Annotated in this window: 16 protein-coding genes and 1 pseudogene; 2 read left to right on the top strand and 15 right to left on the bottom strand. The window is 69.0% G+C overall.

Going from position 1 to position 20,972, the window contains the following annotated elements; translation table 11 throughout:
* The 6 genes and pseudogenes from L0U85_RS15835 to L0U85_RS15810 form a co-directional block, all read right to left on the bottom strand.
* A pseudogene (locus L0U85_RS15835) lies at positions 1 to 386 on the bottom strand (hypothetical protein); the annotation flags it as partial.
* A gap of 26 nt (positions 387 to 412) precedes the next feature.
* Positions 413 to 1,483 (bottom strand): rhamnose ABC transporter substrate-binding protein, encoded by a 1,071-nt coding sequence (gene rhaS, locus L0U85_RS15830; RefSeq protein WP_241378730.1) that lies wholly within the window; start codon positions 1,481 to 1,483, stop codon positions 413 to 415.
* An 11-nt stretch (positions 1,484 to 1,494) separates the two neighbouring features.
* Positions 1,495 to 2,493, bottom strand: coding sequence for an ABC transporter permease (locus L0U85_RS15825; protein WP_241378729.1), 999 nt, complete (start codon positions 2,491 to 2,493; stop codon positions 1,495 to 1,497).
* Complete coding sequence (locus L0U85_RS15820) at positions 2,483 to 3,520, bottom strand: ABC transporter permease (protein ID WP_241378728.1); 1,038 nt, start codon at positions 3,518 to 3,520, stop codon at positions 2,483 to 2,485. Before L0U85_RS15820 ends, L0U85_RS15825 begins: the two co-directional genes overlap by 11 nt.
* Positions 3,517 to 5,040 carry a sugar ABC transporter ATP-binding protein gene (locus L0U85_RS15815; protein WP_241378727.1) on the bottom strand — a complete coding sequence of 508 codons (1,524 nt, stop codon included), beginning with the start codon at positions 5,038 to 5,040 and terminating at the stop codon, positions 3,517 to 3,519. Before L0U85_RS15815 ends, L0U85_RS15820 begins: the two co-directional genes overlap by 4 nt.
* A gap of 212 nt (positions 5,041 to 5,252) precedes the next feature.
* Complete coding sequence (locus tag L0U85_RS15810) at positions 5,253 to 6,200, bottom strand: NAD(P)-dependent alcohol dehydrogenase (protein WP_241378726.1); 948 nt, start codon at positions 6,198 to 6,200, stop codon at positions 5,253 to 5,255.
* 264 nt (positions 6,201 to 6,464) lie between these two features.
* On the opposite strand from L0U85_RS15810, the gene L0U85_RS15805 reads away from it, so the two are divergent.
* Entirely contained in the window at positions 6,465 to 7,103 is a 639-nt protein-coding gene (locus L0U85_RS15805) for a histidine phosphatase family protein (RefSeq protein WP_241378725.1), read from the top strand.
* 33 nt (positions 7,104 to 7,136) lie between these two features.
* Here the strand turns inward: L0U85_RS15805 and leuE are convergent, their stop codons facing one another.
* From leuE to L0U85_RS15760, 9 genes are all read right to left on the bottom strand, one after another.
* Positions 7,137 to 7,799 carry a leucine efflux protein LeuE gene (gene leuE / locus L0U85_RS15800; RefSeq protein WP_241378724.1) on the bottom strand — a complete coding sequence of 221 codons (663 nt, stop codon included), beginning with the start codon at positions 7,797 to 7,799 and terminating at the stop codon, positions 7,137 to 7,139.
* A 105-nt stretch (positions 7,800 to 7,904) separates the two neighbouring features.
* Complete coding sequence (locus L0U85_RS15795) at positions 7,905 to 8,363, bottom strand: hypothetical protein (RefSeq protein WP_241378723.1); 459 nt, start codon at positions 8,361 to 8,363, stop codon at positions 7,905 to 7,907.
* Between the two features lie 154 nt (positions 8,364 to 8,517).
* Complete coding sequence (locus tag L0U85_RS15790) at positions 8,518 to 9,579, bottom strand: AI-2E family transporter (protein WP_241378722.1); 1,062 nt, start codon at positions 9,577 to 9,579, stop codon at positions 8,518 to 8,520.
* 253 nt (positions 9,580 to 9,832) lie between these two features.
* A complete protein-coding gene (locus L0U85_RS15785; protein WP_241378721.1) occupies positions 9,833 to 10,204 on the bottom strand; it encodes a hypothetical protein in 372 nt (123 codons plus the stop codon).
* Positions 10,201 to 10,725: a TQO small subunit DoxD gene (locus L0U85_RS15780; RefSeq protein WP_241378720.1), complete on the bottom strand. Its 525-nt coding sequence runs from the start codon at positions 10,723 to 10,725 to the stop codon at positions 10,201 to 10,203. The genes L0U85_RS15785 and L0U85_RS15780 overlap by 4 nt, the downstream gene beginning before the upstream one ends.
* Positions 10,726 to 10,855: 130 nt before the next feature.
* Positions 10,856 to 11,875: a LacI family DNA-binding transcriptional regulator gene (locus L0U85_RS15775; protein WP_241378719.1), complete on the bottom strand. Its 1,020-nt coding sequence runs from the start codon at positions 11,873 to 11,875 to the stop codon at positions 10,856 to 10,858.
* Between the two features lie 129 nt (positions 11,876 to 12,004).
* Positions 12,005 to 13,972 carry a DUF2264 domain-containing protein gene (locus tag L0U85_RS15770; RefSeq protein ID WP_241378718.1) on the bottom strand — a complete coding sequence of 656 codons (1,968 nt, stop codon included), beginning with the start codon at positions 13,970 to 13,972 and terminating at the stop codon, positions 12,005 to 12,007.
* 39 nt (positions 13,973 to 14,011) lie between these two features.
* On the bottom strand, positions 14,012 to 15,310 hold the full coding sequence (locus L0U85_RS15765) for an ABC transporter substrate-binding protein (protein ID WP_241378717.1): 1,299 nt from the start codon (positions 15,308 to 15,310) through the stop codon (positions 14,012 to 14,014).
* A gap of 272 nt (positions 15,311 to 15,582) precedes the next feature.
* The gene (locus tag L0U85_RS15760; RefSeq protein WP_241378716.1) at positions 15,583 to 17,781 is read right to left on the bottom strand and encodes a carbohydrate-binding protein; all 2,199 of its coding nucleotides are present in this window, start codon (positions 17,779 to 17,781) and stop codon (positions 15,583 to 15,585) included.
* Positions 17,782 to 18,236: 455 nt separating this feature from the next.
* Between L0U85_RS15760 and L0U85_RS15755 the strand changes: the two genes are divergently transcribed.
* Entirely contained in the window at positions 18,237 to 20,972 is a 2,736-nt protein-coding gene (locus L0U85_RS15755) for a hypothetical protein (protein WP_241378715.1), read from the top strand.

The following is a 20,972-nucleotide window of genomic DNA, read 5'->3' as shown; positions in this document are numbered from 1 at the left end:
GCGAGCGAAACCCGCTGCGGCGCGGTCGGATACACCCGGTACCGGTAACGAAGGAGCACAGATCGAAGATAAACCAGGGGTACGACAATTCCGAAAACCCAACGGTTCGGACAGTCCCGCTCCGCGGGACTGTCGAGCAGGCAATCGACCCGGATCCACCTCCGCCCTAAACAAAGGACGAAGCCCTCTCCGGAAAACCGGTAGCGGCCGCTGACGCCGTGGCCGGCCCCGATCTCCAGCAGGCTCGACAGGCCGTCTTCCCTCAGGTGCGCCGCGAAGCGGGCCCGCTCGGCCCGCTTCCACGGCGTGTCCTCCATGCGCGCTCGCGCCTCGGCGTTCGCGTCGTAGGCGCGCCTGAGATCCTCCTTCACCGCTTCGTATTCCATGGCGGCCATGGTGCCGTCCCCCTGCGTCAGAAGTCGAATTCGTCGATGTTGTCGGCGTTGAACCTGGTCGGCGGGCCGAGCGTGACGACGCCGTCGGCTCCGACGGTGTACTCCCCGAGGTCGCCCGCGGTGAAGACCTCGCCTTCGGCACCGGTGATGATGCCCGACGCGGCGGCCGCGCCGGTGTAGGCGGCGAGCTCGCCGAGCGCGGTCGGGTCCCACAGCGCGAACTCGGCGACCGTGCCGTCCTCGACGAACTCGCGCATCTGGTTCGGGGTGCCGAGACCGGTCAGCGCCACTTCGCCCTGGTACTGCGAGCCCGACAGGTAGCGCGCCGCCGCGGCGATGCCCACGGTGGTCGGCGAGATGATCGCCTTCAGATCCGGGTGGGCCTGCATGAGGCCCTGGGTCTCGGAGAACGACTTCTCGTCCTCGTCGTCGCCGTAGACGACGTCGACCAGTTCGATCCCGGCGTAGTCGGCGTTCGACTCCAGCTCGGCCCCGATGGCGTCGATCCAGGCGTTCTGGTTGGTGGCGTTGGCCGTCGCCGACAGGACCGCGACCTCGCCCTCACCGCCGATCTGCTCGGCCGTCATCTCCAGGAGTGTCAGGCCGACCTCGTCGCTGTCGACCTGGCTGACGAACAGGTCTCGGCAGCCAGGGTCCACGTCGGAGTCGAAGGTGACGACGACGGTGCCGCCGCCCCTGGCCTGTTCGAGCGAAGAGCACAGCGCGTTGGGGTCGTTGGCGGACAGCAGCACCACGTCGGTCGCCTGCTGGCTGAGCGTGTCGATGTAGCTCACCTGGGAGGACGCGGAGGCGTCGGAGGGCCCGGTGTACTCGTAGGCGCCCTCCAGCTCGTTCACGACGCTCTCGGCGCCGCTGCTGGACGCCTCGAAGTACGGGTTGTTCACCGACTTGGGCAGCATCGCGACCGACAGGCCGGTCCGGTATTCGGCGTTCGGGTCGGCGGTTGCGTCGGTGCCGCCGGGTCCGCCGCCGTCGTCCTGGTCGCCCTGCGTTGTGCCGCCGCAGGCGGCGAGCAGAGCGACGGCGAGCAGCGGGGCGGTGGTGCGGAGGATTCGTCTGCGAGACATGGGATTCCCTTTCATGCGGTGCGACTTCGTCTGGCGCGCAGGGCGCCTCTGATCGCGTTTGCGGTGTTCGGGGCGAGTACGGCTGCGATGAGCAGCGAGCCGGTGACAACGGTGAGCGCCTCGGTCGAGACGTGCGCCAGGCGCAGCGCGTTCTGGAGCGCGGTCAGCAGGACCACGGCGGCCAGGACGCCCGGCAGCGCGCCCCTGCCGCCGAAGATCGACACGCCGCCGAGCAGGACGACCGCCACGACGGTCAGTTCGAGGCCGTAGGCGTTGTCGGCGCGGGCCGAGGAGTACCGCAGCGTCCACAGGACGCCGACGAGCCCGGCCATCGCGCCGGAGGTGACGTAGAGCCAGAACTTCAAGCGCCCCACCGCGATCCCGGCGTAGGCGGCGGCGACCGGATTGGCGCCCGACGCGTAGATCGACCGGCCGATCGCCGTGGCGTGCAGGACGATCCCGAAAACGGCGACCAGCGCGGCCATCGGGATGAGGACGTTCGGGATCGCGGTCTCGCCGACGGTGCCGAGGGTCCAGCCGGTGAAGGCGCGCGGCCAGTCTGCCACGGCGGTGTCGCCGAGCAGGACGTACGCGAGACCGCGGTACAGCGCGAGGGTGCCGATGGTGACCGCGAGCGATGGCAGGCCGAAGCCGGTGATGAACAGGCCGTTGACGGCGCCGAGGCAGGCGCCGATCCCGATCGCGGCGGGGATGATCGTCTCCAGCGGGATCCCCGCGTTCCACATGACTCCCATGGCGGCGCTGGTGAGGCCGACGGTGCTGGCCACCGACAGGTCGATCTCGCCGGTGGTGACGACGAGGGTCATCGCGAGGGCGAGTATGAGGATCGGTGCGAGGTCGAGGACGATGAACCCGGCGTTGCGGGCGGTGCCGAAGTGCTCGACGGTCTGGGCGGCGGCGGCGAGGAAGACGACGGTGGCGGCGATGATCGCGGCGTCCCAGGTCGTCAGGAGCCGCACCGCCGCCGTATCGCGGAGCTTAGTCGACATGGGACCCCTTCGTTCGCAGTGCGCGGGAGGCCCGGAGGCTCACGAGCCGGTCGAGGGCGATCGCCGCGAGGATGAGCGCGCCTACGATGGCCTGCTGCCAGAACTGGTCGATGCGCAGCACCGGCAGGGCGTTGTTGATGACGGCCAGCAGGAGCGCGCCGAGGGCGGCGCCGAGGACGGTTCCGGAGCCGCCGAAGATCGCGACGCCGCCGACGACCACGGCGGCGACGATGTTGAGTTCCAATCCGTAACCGGCGGAGGCGTCGACGGTGCCGAAGCGGGCCGCGTACAGCACGCCGCCGAGACCGGCGAGGGCGCCGGAGACGATGTAGGCGGTCATGAGGCGCCGCCCGGCCCGGATGCCGGCCAGCCGGGCCGCCTCGGGGTTCGAGCCGAGGGCGTAGAGGTCGCGCCCGGCCCTGTAGCGGCCGAGGAAGACGCCGACGGCCGCGAGCACGACGAGGGCGACGCAGAACAGGTAGGGGACGCCGAGGACGGTGCCGTTGCCGAAGTCGAGGAAGCCGCGTGGGAGGTCGGAGGCGTTGATGCGCGAGCCTCCGGCGAGGAAGTAGACGGTGCCGCGGAAGACGTAGAGGGTGCCGAGGGTCGCCACCAGCGGCGGCACTCGTCCGAAGTGGATTACGGCGCCGTTGAGGGCCCCGCAGGCGGCGCCCACGGCCAGCCCGATGAGCATCGCGACCGGTGTCGCGGCGCCGGATTCGCTCAGCGCGCTCGCGGTGACGTAGGCCGACAGCCCCAGGACGGATCCGACGGACAGGTCGATGCCGCGGGTGAGGACGACGACGGTCATGCCGCAGGCGAGCAGCACGGTGATGGCCGCGGCGAAGAGGAGGTCGCGGAGCGACTGGGCGCTCAGGAACCGGGGGTTGACGGCGGTGGTCGCCGCGATGAGCGCGGCCAGGGCGATGACGAGGCCGAGCGCGCGGAATCGCAGAACGAGGTCGAGCGCCGTCGATCCGGTCTTGGCGGCCGGAACGTTGGCGGTGCTCTTGACGAGGGTGCTCATGCGACGGACTCCCGCCCGGTGGCCAGGAGCATGACCGCCTCTTCGGTCGCGTCGGACCGGTCGAGCTCCCCGGCGATGCGGCCTTCGCGCATGACCAGGACGCGGTCGGCCATGCCGAGCACTTCGAGAAGCTCGGAGGAGACCATGATGACGGCGACGCCTTCGGCTGCCAGTGACGACAGGAGACGGTGGACTTCGGCCTTGGTGGCGACGTCGATGCCGCGGGTGGGCTCGTCGACGATGAGGACCCTGGGTCCGGTGGCGAGCCATTTGGCGAGCACGATCTTCTGCTGGTTGCCGCCCGAGAGGGTCCCGGCCGCATCGGTGAGCCTGCCGTACCTGGTGTTCAGTCGCGCGGTCCACTTCTCGGCGGCGCGCCTTTCGGCCCCTCCGACGAGAAAGCCGAAGCGGGACAGGCGGCCGCGCCTGGTCAAAGTGGCGTTGCGCATGATGGACAGGTCGAGAAGGAGGCCCTGCTGGCGGCGGTCCTCGGGCACGAGCGCGACGCCGGCGCGCATGGCGGCCCGCGGGTTGCCCGAAGGCAGTTCACGGCCGGCGACGCGGACGCGTCCTGCCCCGCGCGGCTCGATCCCGAACACGGCCTGGACGACCTCGCTCCTACCTGCGCCGACGAGACCGGCGAGCGCGACGATCTCACCGGCTCGGACCTCGAAGGTGATGTCGCGGCAGATCCCGGCGCGGCTCAGGCCCTCGACTTCGAGGACGACCTCGCCGGGTTCGACGTCCTGTTTGGGGAACATGGCGCCGAGCTCGCGGCCGACCATGCGGCGCACCAACTGGTCGACGGTGACCTCGTCCATGGGGTCGGTGGAGACGTGGGCACCGTCGCGCATGACGGTCACACGCTGGCACAGGGCCTCGACCTCCTCGAAGCGGTGGGAGATGAACAGGACGGCCGCGCCGTCGTCGCGCAGGGCCCTGACGACGCTGAAGAGGCGCTCGACCTCGACGCCGGAGAGCGCGGCGGTGGGCTCGTCCATGACGAGCACGCGAGCGTCGAGGGAGATGGCCTTGGCTATCTCGACGATCTGCTGGTCGGCGATGGACAGGCCCTTGGCGGGCCGGTCGGGGTCCATGGGGACGCCGAGGCGGTCGAACAGGGCGGCGGCGCGGCGGTTCATGGCGGGGCGGTCGATGAGTCCGAAGCGGACCCGGGGCTGCCTGCCGATGAAGAGGTTCTCGGCGATGGTGAGGTCGCCGAAGAGGGCGGGTTCCTGGTAGATGACGGCGATCCCGGCGTTCATGGCGGCGGCGGTGTCGGCGAACGCGGTCGGTACGCCGTCGATCTCGATACGCCCGCCGTCGGGGCGGTAGAGGCCGGCGAGGATCTTGATGAGGGTGGACTTGCCGGCGCCGTTCTCGCCGACGAGGGCGTGGGCCTCGCCGGGGTAGAGGTCCAGGCGGGCACCGCGCAGTGCTCGGACGGCGCCGAAGGCCTTGGTGACGCCGGCCAGTGAGACGACCGGTTTGGGATCGGTTTCGTCTGCGCCAGTGGACACGGCGCCCCCAGTTCACTGAATCGTTTCAATATATCGATCTATAAGAACCTTACAAATCGCAGTCGCCCGGGTCAACCCCTGACGCCGCGGGCCGCTCATCCCGGCCGCCCCGTTCGGCGCCGGGGAGGCGCTGGCGGCCGCCGGGAACCCGGTGCTCCTGGTCGGCTGCGCCGTCGCGGACGATGTCGCCGCTTCGGGCGGCGCCGCGGCGCCTAGTCGGCGATGAGGATGACGCGCTTGCCGCGGCTGTGGCCGGTGTCCATCGACCGGTGCGCCTCGACGATCTCGTCGAGGGCGTAGAACCGGCCGATCACCGGCCGCAGCTCACCGCGCTCGACGTGTGCGGCGAGGCGGTCCAAGTGCGCCCTGCCGGGTCTCATCTGGACCACCCGGACACGGGGGCCTGGCAGCAGGGCCGAGGCGTAGGCGGCGGGCATGCCCTTGACCGCCGGCGTCGCCATCCGGCCGTCGGGGCGCAGCAGCCCGCGATGGCGGTCGACCGCGGTGCCGACCAGGTCGACGATGGCGTCGAATCGCCTCCCGCCGAGATCGTCGCCCGTGTCGTAGGCGTAGGCCTCCTCGGCGCCGTACTCGCGGCAGAAGTCCAGGTTCGCCCGGCTCGACACTGTCGCCACGCGGGCGCCCTTCGCGGCTGCGATCTGCGCGACGGCGTTCCCCGTACCGCCCGAGGCTCCGACCACGAGCAGTCGCATCCCGGACTCGATCGCGACCGCATCGAGCGCCATGACGGCGGAGATGCCGACGAGCGGCAGGGCGGCGGCGCCGGCGGAGTCGACGCCCGAGGGCGCGGGGCCGCACCATCGGGCGTCGACCGCGAGGTACTCGGCGGTGACGCCGATCGACAAGGGCTTGGTGGCGCCCCATACCGCCTTGCCGGCAAGGGCTTCGTCGACGCCTGGGCCGAGCCCGACCACTTCGCCCGCGAAGTCGACGCCGATCGATCTCGGGAAACGCCGGCCGGTGAGCAGGCGCAGCGACCCGGACCTGATCTTGGAGTCGACCGGGTTGACGCTGACCGCGTGGACCTTCACCAGCACCTCCCCCGCCTTCGGCACGGGCCTGGGCGCCTCCCGAACCCCCAACACCTCCGGCGGTCCGTACCGGTCGAACTGAACTGCGCGCATCATGGCCTGCTGCATGGGGGTCTCCTCAGTCTCAGGGTGGCGGAAGTCCGTCTACGACCTCGACAACAGCGTCCCGCGTTCTACATTGTGCTCCATGCGGCACAGGAACGGCTCGCACTCGCCCCTGCGGAACTCGTCGCGGGTCTGGACATCTCGGTTCACATCGAGCAGGCGACCGCGGCGGTGCCGATCTGCAACGGTCCCGGCGAGGCCACCGCAGTCGGCGGCCTCCTCCACTCCACCTGCTGCGGTCCACGACGCCATGAAAGGCTTGTGCCGGTGCGCACTCTCTACGTCATCACTCACCCCGAAGCGTCCCACCATGTCGAAGGTTTGATCGGCGGGTGGCACGACTCGCAGCTCACGCCTGACGGCATCCGCGCCGCGCACTCCATCGGCCAGGCGCTGCTGGCCGATGTGCCCGATGGCGCCGAGGTGGAGTTGTTCTCCTCAGATCTGCGACGCACCGCGCAGACGGCCGAGGTGATCGCCGAATGGTTCGACGTCCGGCCGGTGCTCGACCCCAGGCTGCGGGAGATGTCGTTCGGCCAGGCCGAGGGAAGGCCGCACGAGGAGTGGGATCGGCTCGTCGTCCCACCGCCGGCGGTCGGAGAGCGGATGGAACACACTGATGTGCCCGGGGCCGAATCCAAGGCCACTGTCGCACAGCGCATCTACGCGGCCATGGACGAGATCCTCCATCGCCCTTGTGAACACCAGGTCATCGTGACCCACGGTTTCGCCTTGACGTTCGTGGTGGCCGCTTGGATCAAGATGCCGATCGCCTCGCTCGGCCATGTCGTTTTCAAGGCGCCCTCGGGCAGCATCACCAAACTGTGCGAGGACGACTTCTACCGAGGACGCATGGTCGTCCGACTCGGCGAGACCCGCCATCTCGACCGCGCTGCCGCCCGTTGACCGGCACGGGCGCGGGGCGCGCCTAGCAGGCGTTCAGCCGGTGGCGAGCTTCGCGGCGAAACCGATCATGACGGCGCCGACCAGGCCGTTCCCTGCGGCCGCGAGGCCGTGGCGCTCGCGGAAGAGCCGCGCGAATCGGTCCCCGCTGACGATGAGTGTCGAAAGGTAGACCATCGAGCAGGTCTGAAGGATCACGAACAGGACCAGGTAGCTCAGCACCGGATAGCCGTAGGTCGGGTCGACGAACTGGACGAAGAACGCCACGAAGAACAGGATCGCCTTGGGGTTGAGCAGGCTCGCGACGAGCGCCCGCACGAACGGCCGCTCGGTCCGAACGGCGGTCGCGACCGCGGATCCGCCTTCGGCGCCCTGCGGGAAGTCGCCGCGTCTGGCGGCGCGCCAGGACTTCCACCCGGCCCGGACGAGACTGGTGGCGAGATAGGTCAGGTAGAGGATCCCCGCCCAGCGGACGGCGTTGTACAGGATCGGCGAGGCCGCGAACACCGAGGCCAGGCCGGCGGCCGAGGCGATCATGAGGACCGAGTCGCCGCAGAACACGCCTCCGGCGGCGGCGAAGCCGTCCCTGCGGCCCCGCCGGGAGGCGACCGAGAGCACGTACAGCGAGTTCGGGCCGGGCAGCAGGATGATCAGGGCAGTGGCGGCGATGTAGGTCCACAGGTCGACGGTTCCGAGCACGGGCGGTTCCGATTCTCTTCGGGAAGGCGTGGCGGCACCGGAGCCGCACGGCCAGCATACGGCCGCTGGAAGGCACCTTGCAAGCGTGATTCGCGCCGCATAGGCTCAAATTGCCTGGTAGGCGTCGTAGAGGCTTAGGAGCCGCCCGTGCAGCTCTTCGAGTTCCGCGTCGGAGACGTTGCGGACGTCGTCGAAGGAGAAGATCTCGGGCAGGTGCCACAGGACGGAGTCGTGGTCGACCTCGCCGGCGAGGAATGGCCTGGCGGTGCGAAGGAGCGGCGGGACCGGGGCGTCGGCGGGCCGTCGACGGATCGAGTCGTAGACGCACAGCGTCCGGGCGCCGCCCTCGGCGGTCTCGACGGCGCACGGGTAGATGGCGTCGTCGTCGGACGGCGGGGACATGAGCACATAGACGGTGCCGGTGTCGCTGTCGCGCATGGGGCGGTTGCGCGGCAGGCGCCTGAGCAGCGTCCAGAGGCTGGCGACGGCGTCGCGGCGGTTCCTGGCGTAGCCGCCGAAGCGCCAGACGGTGTACGCCCGGCGGGCCTTGGTCATGATCGGCATGTGCGCTGTCCCGGTCTCGTGATGGTCGCGGCCCCTTCACCTTACGGGCCGGATCACGAGACCGGGTAGTCCACTGCCTCTGGGCATGTCGCCCTATGTCATCGCGGTCGGCAGGGGAACTCCATGGACGCCGTGACGAGACCGCTCGGCGCGGTCAGTGTGCGTCCAGCCGCGGATGCACGAGCTCCTGGACCACCAGGCGGATCGCGGCGTAGGACGGGACGGCCAGGATCACCCCGACCACACCGAAGAGCGTGGCGCCGATGAGGACGCTCACGAGCGCCGCGAGGTTGGAGACCTTGACTGCGCTGCCCATGATTGTCGGATAGATGATCCAGTTCTCCAGTTGCTGGTAGACCACGAAGAAGATCACGGCGGCGACCGCGGTCATCGGCGAGACCGTCAGGGCCACCAAGGTGACGATGGCGGCGCCGATCGTCGCCCCGACCTGAGGGATGAGGTCGGTCAGGGCCACGATGAAGGCAAGGATCGCGGCGTAGGGGATGCCCGCGATCACCATGAATATCCAGGCCGCTCCCCCGGCCGCGATGGCGATCGTCAACGCGCCCATGAGATAGGCGCCCGCCTGCAAGAGGATGCGGTCGAGGATCTCCCCTGCCCGAGCGCGCTTGGAGGCCACCACGAACCGCAGCGCGCTGTCCCGGATGCGGTCGTGTGCGACCAGGATGAACAGCGACAGGATCAGGGCGGTCAACGTCCAGCCGACGACGGTCGCCACGGACACCGCCCCGCCGAGTAGGCCGCCGGCCGCCGTTGAGAGGTTCTCGGCCGTGGTCAGACCCTGGAGCCGTTCGAGCACTCGCGACTCGCCGCCGAAGCGCTGGGCGAAGCCACTGGCCATGACCTGGTCGTAGTAAGTGGGGGCGGCAGCCGCGAACTCGGTGGTCTGCCTGACGATCGCGGGGATGATGAGCGCGAAGCCGCCGCAGAACACCAGCACCAGACCGAGAACGAGGACGACCAGCGCGAGCCAACGGGGCAGGCCCCGCCGCGTCATCGCCCGCACCGGCCGGTTCAGGCCGACGGCGAGGAAGCCCGCTACCACCAGGACGATGATGAGCGTCTTGAGCTCGATCACCGCCCAGACGAGCACGGCGGCGAAGGCGAGCCCGACGCCGAGGAAGAGTCCGGCCTGCACAGGCGGGGTCTGGGACAGACTTCTTCGCGTCGGCAGCTTGGAGGCTTTTCCCGTCATACGGTCTGTCTAGCAGAGATTCGTTCCCGTGCGCGGGCTTCTCCGCGCCCTTTCCGGCGCCCGGTCGCGCCGCTGGGGGCCGCGAGGTCACCGCATAGACCGCGCGATTCCCAGATGACGTCGTCCACCGAGAGCAGAAGGTGGCCGGACCGCTCGTGCCGACGCTCGACCATGGCAATGCCGGCGTCGGCGACCGAGGCTCCAACTATCGATCCGGCCACCGCTCTGTCCACGTGCGCAACGTGGAGTCCATCTAGTTCCCTTCAGCGGCGGCTGCCGTGACGTTCGGCGCAGTGCCGATCACGAGCAGGCCGACGGCGAGTCCGAGCCAGAACGCCATCGTGCTGAGGTTGCCCCCGAGCCAGTCGCCGCCGGTGGCGGTGGCGACGAGTTGGAGGACGGCCACGGTGCCGAAGCCGAGGCCGGCCAGGAGTGCGAGGACTCGGATACCGGTGAGTCCGGCGGCGACGGCGAGGCCGCCGAGCACGACGGCGATGGCGGCGGCCGGGCCGCCGACGGTCATGAACCGGAACTCGTCGAGTCCTTCGAAGACGAAGACGAGGCTGGCGAGCGAGGCGAGGCCGAAGGTGAGCGCGGCCCGGTCGAGATCGTGGGTCGTGGTCATGACGCCGCCTTCATGAGTCGGTGGAGTCGGCCCCCGCGGTGGCCCCAGTGCGAGTGCATTACCCCGTCCATGCCGCCGTAGCGTCCGGCCGCGGTCGCGAAGAGCAGGAGGTGGATGAGGATCATGAGCAGGTAGGCCCAGTACCACTCGTGCGGGGCGTTCAAGGCCGAGAAGGTGATGGCGAGGCTCTGGACTACGCCGAGCAGTGCGAACAGTCTGGTGAAAAGTCCGATGAGGAGGAATGCGCCGAGTGAGGCCTCAAGGGCGAGGACGAGCCATCCGAAGACGGTGAAGTTCGGTACGACGACGGTGTCGATGAACCAGGCCCAAGGGGCGAGGACCTCGTATTCGACGCCGTTGAGGGTCCAACGGTAGAGCGTCGAGGGCGGGTCGCCCTCGCCGAAGCCCGGCGGGGTCTTCCAGGAGACGTTGTCGATCCACATCAGCGCGACTCCGATGCGGGCGGCGGCGATGAGCCACCCGCTCAGTCGCGACGGTGCGAACGGGGTTGTTGCCTTCATGTCCTGAGTACAGCATGGATCGGCCTGCTCGGACCTTACAAGAATCGAAACGTTCACGAGGCCTGAGGGCAGCTCGGGCCGCATGGGCGTTGCACCGGCCGGGACCAGCCGAGCCGCGGCGGCGGACTCGTTATCGCTGGGCGGGGAGGAGAGGGCGGACCGAGCCCCGGATCACCAGGTGGGTGCCCAGGACTGTGCGAGGCGGAGGTCCGCCGTTCTCGGCATGCTCCAGGGCGAGGCGGACCGCGGTGCGGCCCAGTTCCTCGTGGGGCTGGTAGATGGTGGTCAGGTCGATGTCCATCGCCGGGGGCAGGTCGTCGAAGCCCACCATGGACACGTCGTCGGGGACGCCGAGACCGCGTTCGAGCAGCGCCTGCCGGGCACCGGCGGCGATCTGGTCGTTGCAGGCGAATACCGCGGTGAAGTCGGGCGTTCCGGCGTCCAGGCGCTCCCTGGTCATCCGGTAGCCCTCGTGCCGTTCGAAGGTGCCGTCGACCTCCAGGTCCGGATCGTTCGGCACACCGTGCGCGGCCAGGGCCTTCCGGTAGCCCGCGATCCGGGCCTCGGCGGTGGTGTAGCCGGGGCGTTGGCCGAGGAACAGGATGCGCCGGTGGCCGGCCGAGAGGAGGTGGCTGGTCGCGGCGAAGGCGCCTCCGGTGTAGTCGCATTCGACGACGACCGCGGGGACGTCCGGGCCCAGCGGCGGCCGGCCGCACAGCACCAGCCGGGAGCCGATGGCCTCCAGCGCGTGCGCGTACCGGCTCATGCGGGACCGGTACTCGTCGTCGGCGTTCACGTTGCCGACCAGGATCACCGCCTCCGGATGCTGCTCGCGCATGAACCGCACCATGTCGAGTTCACGCTCGGCGTCGCCGCCGGTGGTGCCGATCTGGCACAGCCTGCCAGCCTCGGCCGCCATGGTCTGGACCCCCTGCGCGACGTGCGCGTAGTGCGGCGAGATCACCGAGTTGACGATGATGGCGATGCTCTTGTGCTTTGATCCGGCGAGGGCCCGCGCGTGGACGTTGGCGACGTAGTCGAGTTCCTTCACCGCGCGCATGACCCGGCTCCGCGTCGCCGGCGAGGCCGGGTAGTTGCCGGACAGGATCCGGGAGACCGTGGCGACGGAGACGCCCGCGTGCTCGGCCACCTCTCGAATGGTGGATTGACGCGCACCGTCCTCAGGTCTGCTCGCCTTCCGCGCCACTGCACCCACCTTGTCGATCGGAAATCCTTGAAACGGTTACGGAAACAATGATCGTCCCCGGTCCGGGGAGTGTCAAACCCGGGGCGTCGCCCCCGGCCAGCGAACCGAAGCTTCCGAGTCGGCCGGACGACGGGTGTAGGACGGTTCGCCTCCCAGGGTCACTTCGACGCTTTCGCCGTCCGGGAAGCGAACCTTCACCTGATCGGCCTCGACGGTCACTCCTATCGAGTCCTGCAGCGCCTTTGGGTCGACCCGGTCTCCGGTGAGCACGACCAGCGAGACGTGGACCGTGGCGCCTTCCGGATGGTCGGGTGCTACGAGGTAGGGCGCCGCGGAGCACTGGCCGAGCGCGTTGGCGGCCACCGCACGCGACACACCCGCCGACGCGAATCCATGCAGTGCGATGATCGCGCTGGTCAAACCGTCCGGCCGTGTGGCGAGTGCCCAGGTCCGGTCCGTGTTCACGAGTGGCGGGTGCGCATCGGCCAGGCTGTGGCCGCCGTCCCGGACAGTCGATCCGGCCGGTGCGTTGACACGGTGGATGCGGATCTCCCAGGCGCCGCGCACGACCGCAGCGGTCTCCACTCGCACCGGCCCGGACGGCAGATCGTCTTCGTACGCCGAGGCGGCGAAGCGGTCGTGGACGCCGATGCGCTCGATCCGGCGGCGACGCGAGACGCCTCCGTCCCCGTCGAGGACCGCCACGTGGTTGTCGACTGCTCTGCGCCTGGCCTGGTCCTCGGTGTCCGGCGCGGTGTGGGAGGAGTACCCGAACCGGGTGTAGTGCGGGTCGTCGACGCCGTCGGCGCCTTGGTGGCGGGCCCGGTCGCTGCCGTGGTTGAGGACCCGCACGATCCCGTCGTGGCGGGTGCTGTGCAGCAGCCAGCCGGGACCGGGCATCGCAACCGTCCGGTCGCCGCCGTCGACAGGGGCCTCGACTTCGATGTCAGTCCACACCGGATGGTCGGAGGGCAGGAGCAGGCCGAGGAATCCCTTGCTGGCCCAGTACGGCGAGGCCGGACCGGAATAGGCCTGGGTCGAGGGCAGGAACCGGTCGTGCCAGCCGAGACTGAGCAGCCCGTTCTCATCGGGGACGCCGTGCTCGACGAAGTGCCGCAGCACGCCGTCGGCCAGGCGTCTGACCCGTCCGGGCGGAAACGGGCTGGCGCCGGCGAGCTCGCCCAGCCACAGTGGGGCGACGTTGGCGAACCGGTAGCACAGCGACCGGCCCTGGTGCAGCGGCGCGCCGTCCTTCGCGAACAGGTGCTGGTACTGCTCCAGGAAGAGTCGCAGGCGATCGCGGTACAGCGACCCGCGCTCGTCGTCGCCGGAGATGCGCGCCCACATCAGCGGGTACAGGTGCATCGCCCAGCCGCCGTAGTAATCGAAGCTCTGCCCGTCGCCGTCGGTGTACCAGCCCTCGCCCACGTACCACTGCTCGATCCGGTCGAGCCCTCCCTTGATCTCCTCGGGCACGTGCGGCCCGGCGACCGAGGCGAGGAACTGCTGGATGACGACCGGGAAGAGCACCCAGTTGCTGTTGCGGGTCCGCTTGCCGATGGAGCCGGCGAGCCAGGCCACAACCCGTTCGCGGACGGCCGCGCCGAGCCGGTCGAACAGCCAGGGCCTGGTCTCGTGCAGGGCGATCGCGATCGAGGCGGCCTCGACCATCTGCTGGGAGCAGTCCGCGATCTCGGGCCAGGAGTGCGGGCCGCCGGGGGCGGTCCCGGCCTCCAGACCCCGCGCGTAGCGCTCCAGCAACCGGTCGGCCGCACGGTCGCGTTCCGCGCCCGGGGACCGTTTGAGGTCACTGATGCGGAACGCGGCCAACAGGAAGGTCCGCGCGAATCCCTCCAGCCCGTCGCTCGCCAGTCCTGCCTGGCCGGGACGTCCCGGCAGGCGGAACTGGGCGAAGTCGGGCGTGGCGTACGGGTCGACGGCGTCGAGCAGGTGGTCGGCCACCGCCTCCCAGTGCGCCCGTGTCCATCCGGTGTACGGGGCTCCCAGCCCGTCGACCGGGGGCAGTTCGAGTCGTGACACCTGGCGGCGACCTCTTCCTGTGAAGTTGCGGTTCGGTTCCTACTGCTCGGCAGCGAAGAGCGTCTCCGCCTCGGTGAAGAACCGCTCGGCGGCCTCTTCGGGGGTCATCTCCTCGTATTGCACCTGCTCGACCAGCTCGGTGTACTTGACCTGGACCCCGCCGGCGGCGGCGGGCGGCGGGGGCGGGGGCGCACCGAGGTGCGCCGCGACGCTCTCCTCGTACGCGACGATCGCCTGCGAGGCCGGGTCGAGCTCGACGCTTGCGAGACCGGTGTTGGTGGCGGGGATGCCACGGTTGGTTCCCAGGATCTTGACGGCCTCGGGGTCCATCAGGAGGAACTCGATGAGCTTCCCCGACTCCTCGGGATGGTTCGAGTTCGCCGCGATCACGAGCTGCATGGAGGGCTTGAGGTAGATCCCGAGGTTGCCGGGGTCGAGGGTGGGAGGGGCGCCGATGGCGACGGTGCCGCCGTTGTCCTCGACGAAGGGCCAGACGTTGGCCAGGGCGTTGTCCCAGCGGATCATCGAGCCGATCGCGTCCGCCTCCATTCCACCGGCGTCCCATTCGGAGCCCACGTCCGCCGGCGGCAGGTGGCCGTCGGCCTTGAGCGACGAGTTCATGCTCCACCACTCGACGAGCTGCTCCTTGGTGAAACCGAGCTGCGATCCGTCTTCGGAGTAGAAGAAGGAGCCCTGCTGGAGCAGCCACATCTCCAAGAAGATGTAGGAGTTCGTCCAGTCCTCGGCGGCCCATTTCTCCTCACCGAGCGCAGGGCTCAGGGTCGCGATCGCGTCGCTGTAGTCGTCCCAGGTATATCCCGGTTCGGGTGCCGACAGTCCGTGCTCGGACCACCAGTCGTCGCGGTAGATCAGGCCGTTGGTGTTGCCCGCCACGGGGACAGCGAGCAGTTCGCCGTCGACCATGCCGGTGTCGAGCAGGTTGCCGCGGAAGTCGGAGGTGTCGACGAGGCCTTCGAGGGGCGTGAGCATGCCGGTGCCGCCGAATTGGAGCAGGCGGGGGTAGTCCATCTGGAACACGTCGGGCAGGTCTTGGGAGGCCATCCGGGTGGTGAGGCTCTCCCAGTGCGGGGCGTAGTCGGAGAAGTTCGGGCGGACCTTGATGCCGGGGTTCTTTTCCTCGAACAGGGCTAGCGCCTGCGTGGTGAGATCGGCGCGGGTTTCGTTGCCCCACCAGTCGAATCCGATGGTAATCGGATCGTCGGCCGTGCCGGCCGGGCCGTCGCCGTCGCCGCAGGCGGCGGCCGCACCGACGGTCGCCGCAGCCGCGGCCCCGGTCAGGATCGTCCTTCGTCTTGCTTGGTACGTCTTGCGGATCACCGTTGATCGTCTCCCGTTTGTTTGAGGGGTCCCGCTTGCGCGGGCCTTGTGCGCGGTCGTCGTCTCGGCCCCTGCCGGGGAAGTCGGCCGGTGGCGTCGACTTCCGAATGAAGAGACTTAAACCGTTTCAACTCCTTGCCTTTGTCAAGGTAAGGCGCGTCTTCCAGTACTGTCAAGATCCTCTCGCGACATTTCCACTTCGAGAATCGTCGATTTCCGTAAACGTTTGATCAAAGGGCCGCAGCGAGCCGGGTCGCTGCGGCCCCGTTCGTTCAGTAGAAGATGTCGGGCCTTGGCGGCGTGCTCATGCCCGCGCCGAGGAAGTAGTCCACATGATGGGACTGCATGTAGCCCTTGACTGTCATATCGTTCCGGTAGGCCGGGTTGTGCGCCAGGGTGTACAGCCGGATGTCGGTCGGCCGGTCGGTGGTGTAAACGACCAGCTCGTTGGACTGTCCGTTGGGAAGCACGACCTCCTCCCGCCAGTCGCCGAAGATGTCGGCGATGATGCCGGGCTGGCCGCGGGGTCCGACGACCCCGCCGTAGTTCCAGGTGGACACCAGCCGCGGCACGCTGTTGGTCGGGGTCGGGCTGTTCGGGTTCCACTTCTCGATCTTGCCGTCGTTGAACAGCTCCATCGTGACATCGCCGTCCCACCACAGGCCCATCTGCGGCCATGGTTGGAGATTGGTGTCGGGTTCGGTGAGCTGGTTGCTCGGGGCGTTGTAGAGGCCGTCGAACGACCAGACCTCCATGCCCGGGTGCCGCGGGTCGATGTCCCCGACCATGCCGCGGCCGACATCGGCGGTGCCGCTTCGGGTGTGCCGCCAGATGATCTCGCCCGTCGCGGCGTCGTAGTAGTACTCGCGCAGGCCGCTGGGATTGTCCTGCTGGACGGCGTATCCCTCCAGGCCCGGTCGCGACGGGTCGATGTCGGCGATGTGGAACCGGTCGCCGTGGACGATTCCCTGGCCGCCCAGTGAGTAGCGCAGGGTGCCGTCGCCGTCGAGGACGAATCCGATCTCGATGAACTCGTCGGTGCCGTCCCCATCGACGTCCATGCAGCGGCTGTTGTGCCCGTCGGGGTGGTTCCCGTTGCGCAGCCACTTCCATTGCATGTCGGCATTGGCGCCGTCGAAGCTCCAGGCGGTCACCATCAGGTTGAAGCCACCGTTGCCGACCCGGTTCTTCATGTAGGCGACCAGGCTCGGGGTGGTGCCGTCGAGGTAGCAGGCGGCGAACCGGGCGTACATCGGACCGTCGGAGATGTAGTCGGTCGGAACCTGCGCCGCATCGCGCAGCGCGCCGGTCCGGCCGTCGAGGAAGGCGATGAACTGCTCGGTGTCGTTGCCGTGGTTGAACCTGGCTCCGTCACCGAAGGTGACGCCGTTGGCGATCCTGACCGCGACCTCGGAGCGGCCGTCGCCGTCGAAGTCGTAGACGGTGACGCCGTCGTTGTGGCCGACGTCGATGGTGGACGAGCCGCCTTCGATGTTGTTCTGGTCGATGCTGTTGTGCCCCATGTCGACCTCCCACAGGAAGTCGCCGTCGCTCGAGTAGGCCTCGATGCTCTGCGGGGAGGTCTGGCGGTCGATCACGTAGTCGTACGCGCCGTCACCGGTGAGGTCGCCGACCCAGACGAACTGGATCGGGCCGCCGTCGCGAAGCGGAACGCGGACCACCGGCTCCTGGGCGTGGTTGCCCGACAGCGTGAACCCGGGGCTGCGCTCCTGCTCGACGCCGTCGACGACCGGGGCGACCCGGTAGGTGTTCGACTGGGACAGGTTCGCGGCCGAGTCGACGTAGTTGGTGCCTCCCGTCAGGGGGCTCGAGTTGAGTTTCACCTCGTTGCCCCCGCCGGTCGAGCGGTAGACGTTGAAGGCGATGCCCTCGGGGTCGAGACCCAGCAGCCGCCAGCTGACCAGGACGTCGGTGCTGCTGGACCGCACGGCCACGACACCCCGGTCGAGTGCCTCCATCCGGCGGCCTTCGGACGGCTCGGGGTCGTCGCTCATCGCGAAGTCGAGGTAGTCGATGTTGCCGAGGCCGGACGACTCGGTCGCAGCGATCCGAACGGTGTTGGACCCGGCCGACACCGGCACCGTCACGGTGCTCGTGGACCAGGAGCTCCACGCACCGGTGCTCGCGAACGCCACCCCGGTTCGCACCACAGTGCCGTTGACCGAGACGTCGGCCGGACGGTTCTGGCTCGCACCGTTGGCGTACCTGATCTCGAGGCTCGCCGCGCCCGAGGCCGGGGCGTTCACGGTGAACTCGACCGCGGTGCCGGCGGTGTTGGGGGTGTTGCAGAACCCGTCTCCGGAGTAGCCGGAGTGGTTCGAATCGACGGTTCCTTCGCAGACGGCCGACGGGCCCTCCGCCTCGTGTCGGCCCTCTTGGGCGTGTCCATGGGGTGCCAGCACCCATGTCGTCGCCGCGGCGACGGCGGCCGCTGCGGCCGTCGCCACCACGGCCCGAAATCTCGTAAACGTTTTCACTGCTGCTCCCGATCTTGGCTCTCACATTGCTATGCTGATGAGTTGCCGCTGCGCCCCGGGCCCCGATCGAGCGCCGGTCAGTGGGCGGAGAACGGCCTGCGCCGGATCTCGTAGAATCTCGGTCCTAAATATTCAAACATAGACTCTTCTCGATGGCAATGCCTCCTTAACCAGGTCTTTGACATTTTCAAGAGGCTTCAAACGATCGAGTGAAGACACTTCGAACCCGAGTTCGAGGCCGCCATGGGCAAGTCCGCGACCAGCCTCCGGCAATCGCTTGACCACTGATCGATGGATCACTATATTGAGATATCCAAGTGTTCAAACGTTTTAACCGGCAGTGATGCCGGTCCTGGTCTGGAGGAACCATGTCCGACCCTTCGCAACCACTCCGACCGCCACCCTCATCCGACGACTCCCTCGGCGGCATGAGCCGTCGCAACGTACTCGCGACGACGGCAGGAGTCGCCGCGGCCGCCTCACTGCTCGACGGCTCGCCCGCGAGCGCCGAAGAACTCGCCGGAGGCGGCGGATCCGCGCCGCAGGGCCCCGACTTCGCCGACCTTTCCTGGCTCGAAGGCAAACCCGCCGAAACCCCCGGCTCGACCTGGGGCGTTCCCTGGGGGCGGGGCCGGTTCCCCGGCGACCAGCAGTTCAAACTCGTCGGCGACGACGGCGCCGACGTCCCGGTACAGACCTGGCCGCTCGCCTACTGGCCCGACGGGTCCCTGAAGTGGACCGGCCATGCCGTCGGACCCGACGCCACCGCCGAACACCTCACGCTCAGCGCCGGCGAGCCCGCATCGCCCTCGACTCCGGTCACCGTCTCTGAGTCCTGGAAGCACATCGACATCGACACCGGCGTGATCACCGCCCGCATCGCCAAGTGGGGCACCGACCTGATCAAGCACGTCAAGCGCGGCGACCGCACCATCGTCACCTGCGGCCACCTGGTCAACATCACCCAGGCCGAGGCCCCGGACCCCGAGACCTCCTCGGTCACCCGCGAGCGATACACCAGCAAGGTCGAGGAGGTGACCGTCGAGCAGGACGGCCCGGTCCGGGCCGTGGTGCGGGTCGAGGGCCACCACCGCAAGAACGAGGGCGGGAAGAAGTCCTGGCTGCCGTTCACCGTCCGCCTGTACTTCTACGCCGGCGGCGAGTCCTTCCGGATGGTCCACAACTTCATATACGACTCCGACGGGTCAGAGGCGTTCATCGCCGGTCTCGGCGTCCGCTTCAAGGTCGCACTGACCGACGAACTCTACGACCGGCACGTCCGCTTCGTCGGCGAGGGCCACGGCCAGCTGACCGAGGCCGTCAAGGGCATCACCGGCCTGCGCCGCAACCCCGGCGACGCGCCGCGCCGGGCCCAGATCGCCGGACAGGCCCTGCCTGATCCCTCCACATGGGACCAGCGCGTGACCGCGCGCCTGCACTGGATCCCCACCTGGGGCGACTACTCGCTCTCCCAACTGACCAGCGAGGGCTTCTCGATCCGCAAGCGCACCAAGGCCGGGCACGGCTGGGTCCCTGTCGACCAAGGAGGCCGCGCCTCGGGCTTCGGCTACCTCGGCGGCCCATGGGGCGGCTTCGCCTTCGGCATGAAGGACTTCTGGCAGCGTCACCCCACCGGACTCGACATCCGCGACGCCCACACCGACACCGCCACCGTCACGCTGTGGATGTGGTCGCCCGAGGCCCAGCCGATGGACAACCGGTTCTACCACGACGGGATGGGCCAAGACACCTACGAGAAACAGCTCGACGCCCTCGACATCACCTATGAGGACTACGAGCCCGGATTCGGCACCCCGTACGGCGTCGCCCGCACGACCGAGCTCCAGTTCTGGGTGACCGAGGCTACCCCGAGTCGCGAACGTCTCGGGCACATGGCCGACGTCGTGCGCGCCCAGCCGCAGGTGATCGCCCCGACCGAGCACATGGCCGCGGCCGGCGCCTTCGGCGGGATGTTCGGCCCGGTCGACCGCTCGCACCCGGTGAAAGCCGAAGTCGAGGACTCGCTCGACTTCTTCTTCGACTACTACCGGAGCCAGCAGGACGAGCGGCACTGGTACGGGTTCTGGGACTACGGCGACGTCATGCACTCCATGGACCCCGACCGGCAGACCTGGAAGTACGACGTGGGCGGCTACGCCTGGGACAACTCCGAGATCTCCCCGGACATGTGGCTGTGGCAGGCCTATCTGCACTCCAACCGGGCCGACGTCTTCCGATTCGCCGAGGCGATGACCCGCAAGACCAGCGAGGTCAACGTCTACCACCTGGGCGAGTGGGCGGGCCTGGGCACGCGGCACGGCGTCCAGCACTGGGGCGACTCGTCCAAGCAGGTGCGCATCTCCAACGCCAACTACCGGCGGTACTTCTACTACCTCACCGCCGACGAGCGCACCGGGGACCTGCTCCACCTGCTCTCCGACAGCGAGAAGACCGCGCTGGTCCTCGACACCGGCCGCAAGATCCGCGACCCCGAGGACGACTACGTGCCGGACCCGACGGCGCTCGACATCAGCTTCGGCACCAGCTGGGCGGCCCTGGCCGCGGCCTGGCTCACCGAGTGGGAGCGCCGCGGACCGGACTGGGAGGCCTGCCGCGAGAAGGTCCTCGGCACCATGGAGACCATCGCGGCCCAGCCCAACGGCTTCGCGCAGGGATCGGCCAAGTACAACATGGAGACGCGCCGGTACGCCATCGCCCAGCAGCCGGTCGTCGAGCGCAGCAACCTCGCCAACGCGTTCGGCCGCATCGAGATCTGCGCCGAGCTCATCTTGACTGTCGACATGCCCGAGTTCGAGGCGGACTGGCTGCGCTACTCCCGCTTCTACACCGCCAGCCGCCAAGAGCAGGAGGCCGAGTACGGAGGCCGGTTCGCCGACCTGTTCCTGTACGCCTATGCGCGCGCCAACGCGTTCGTCTACCTCCGGACCGGCGATGAGTCGCAGGCCGAGCACGCCTGGCACCGGTTCCGGAACCCGATCAAGAGCTGGGAGATCTTCCCGGACCCCGACCGGCAGGCCGAAGAGGTGGCCGACACGCTCAACCCGAGCACCTGGTACTGGATCGCGACCAACGAGATCGCCCAGTGGGGACAGGCGGCGGTCCAGATCCTCGCCATGGCAGGCGATTTCGTTCCCGACGAGTGA

The sequence above is a fragment of the Glycomyces sp. L485 genome (assembly GCF_022548875.1).
Lineage (GTDB): Bacteria > Actinomycetota > Actinomycetes > Mycobacteriales > Micromonosporaceae > Glycomyces.
This window is presented reverse-complemented; position numbering and strand designations above follow the sequence as displayed.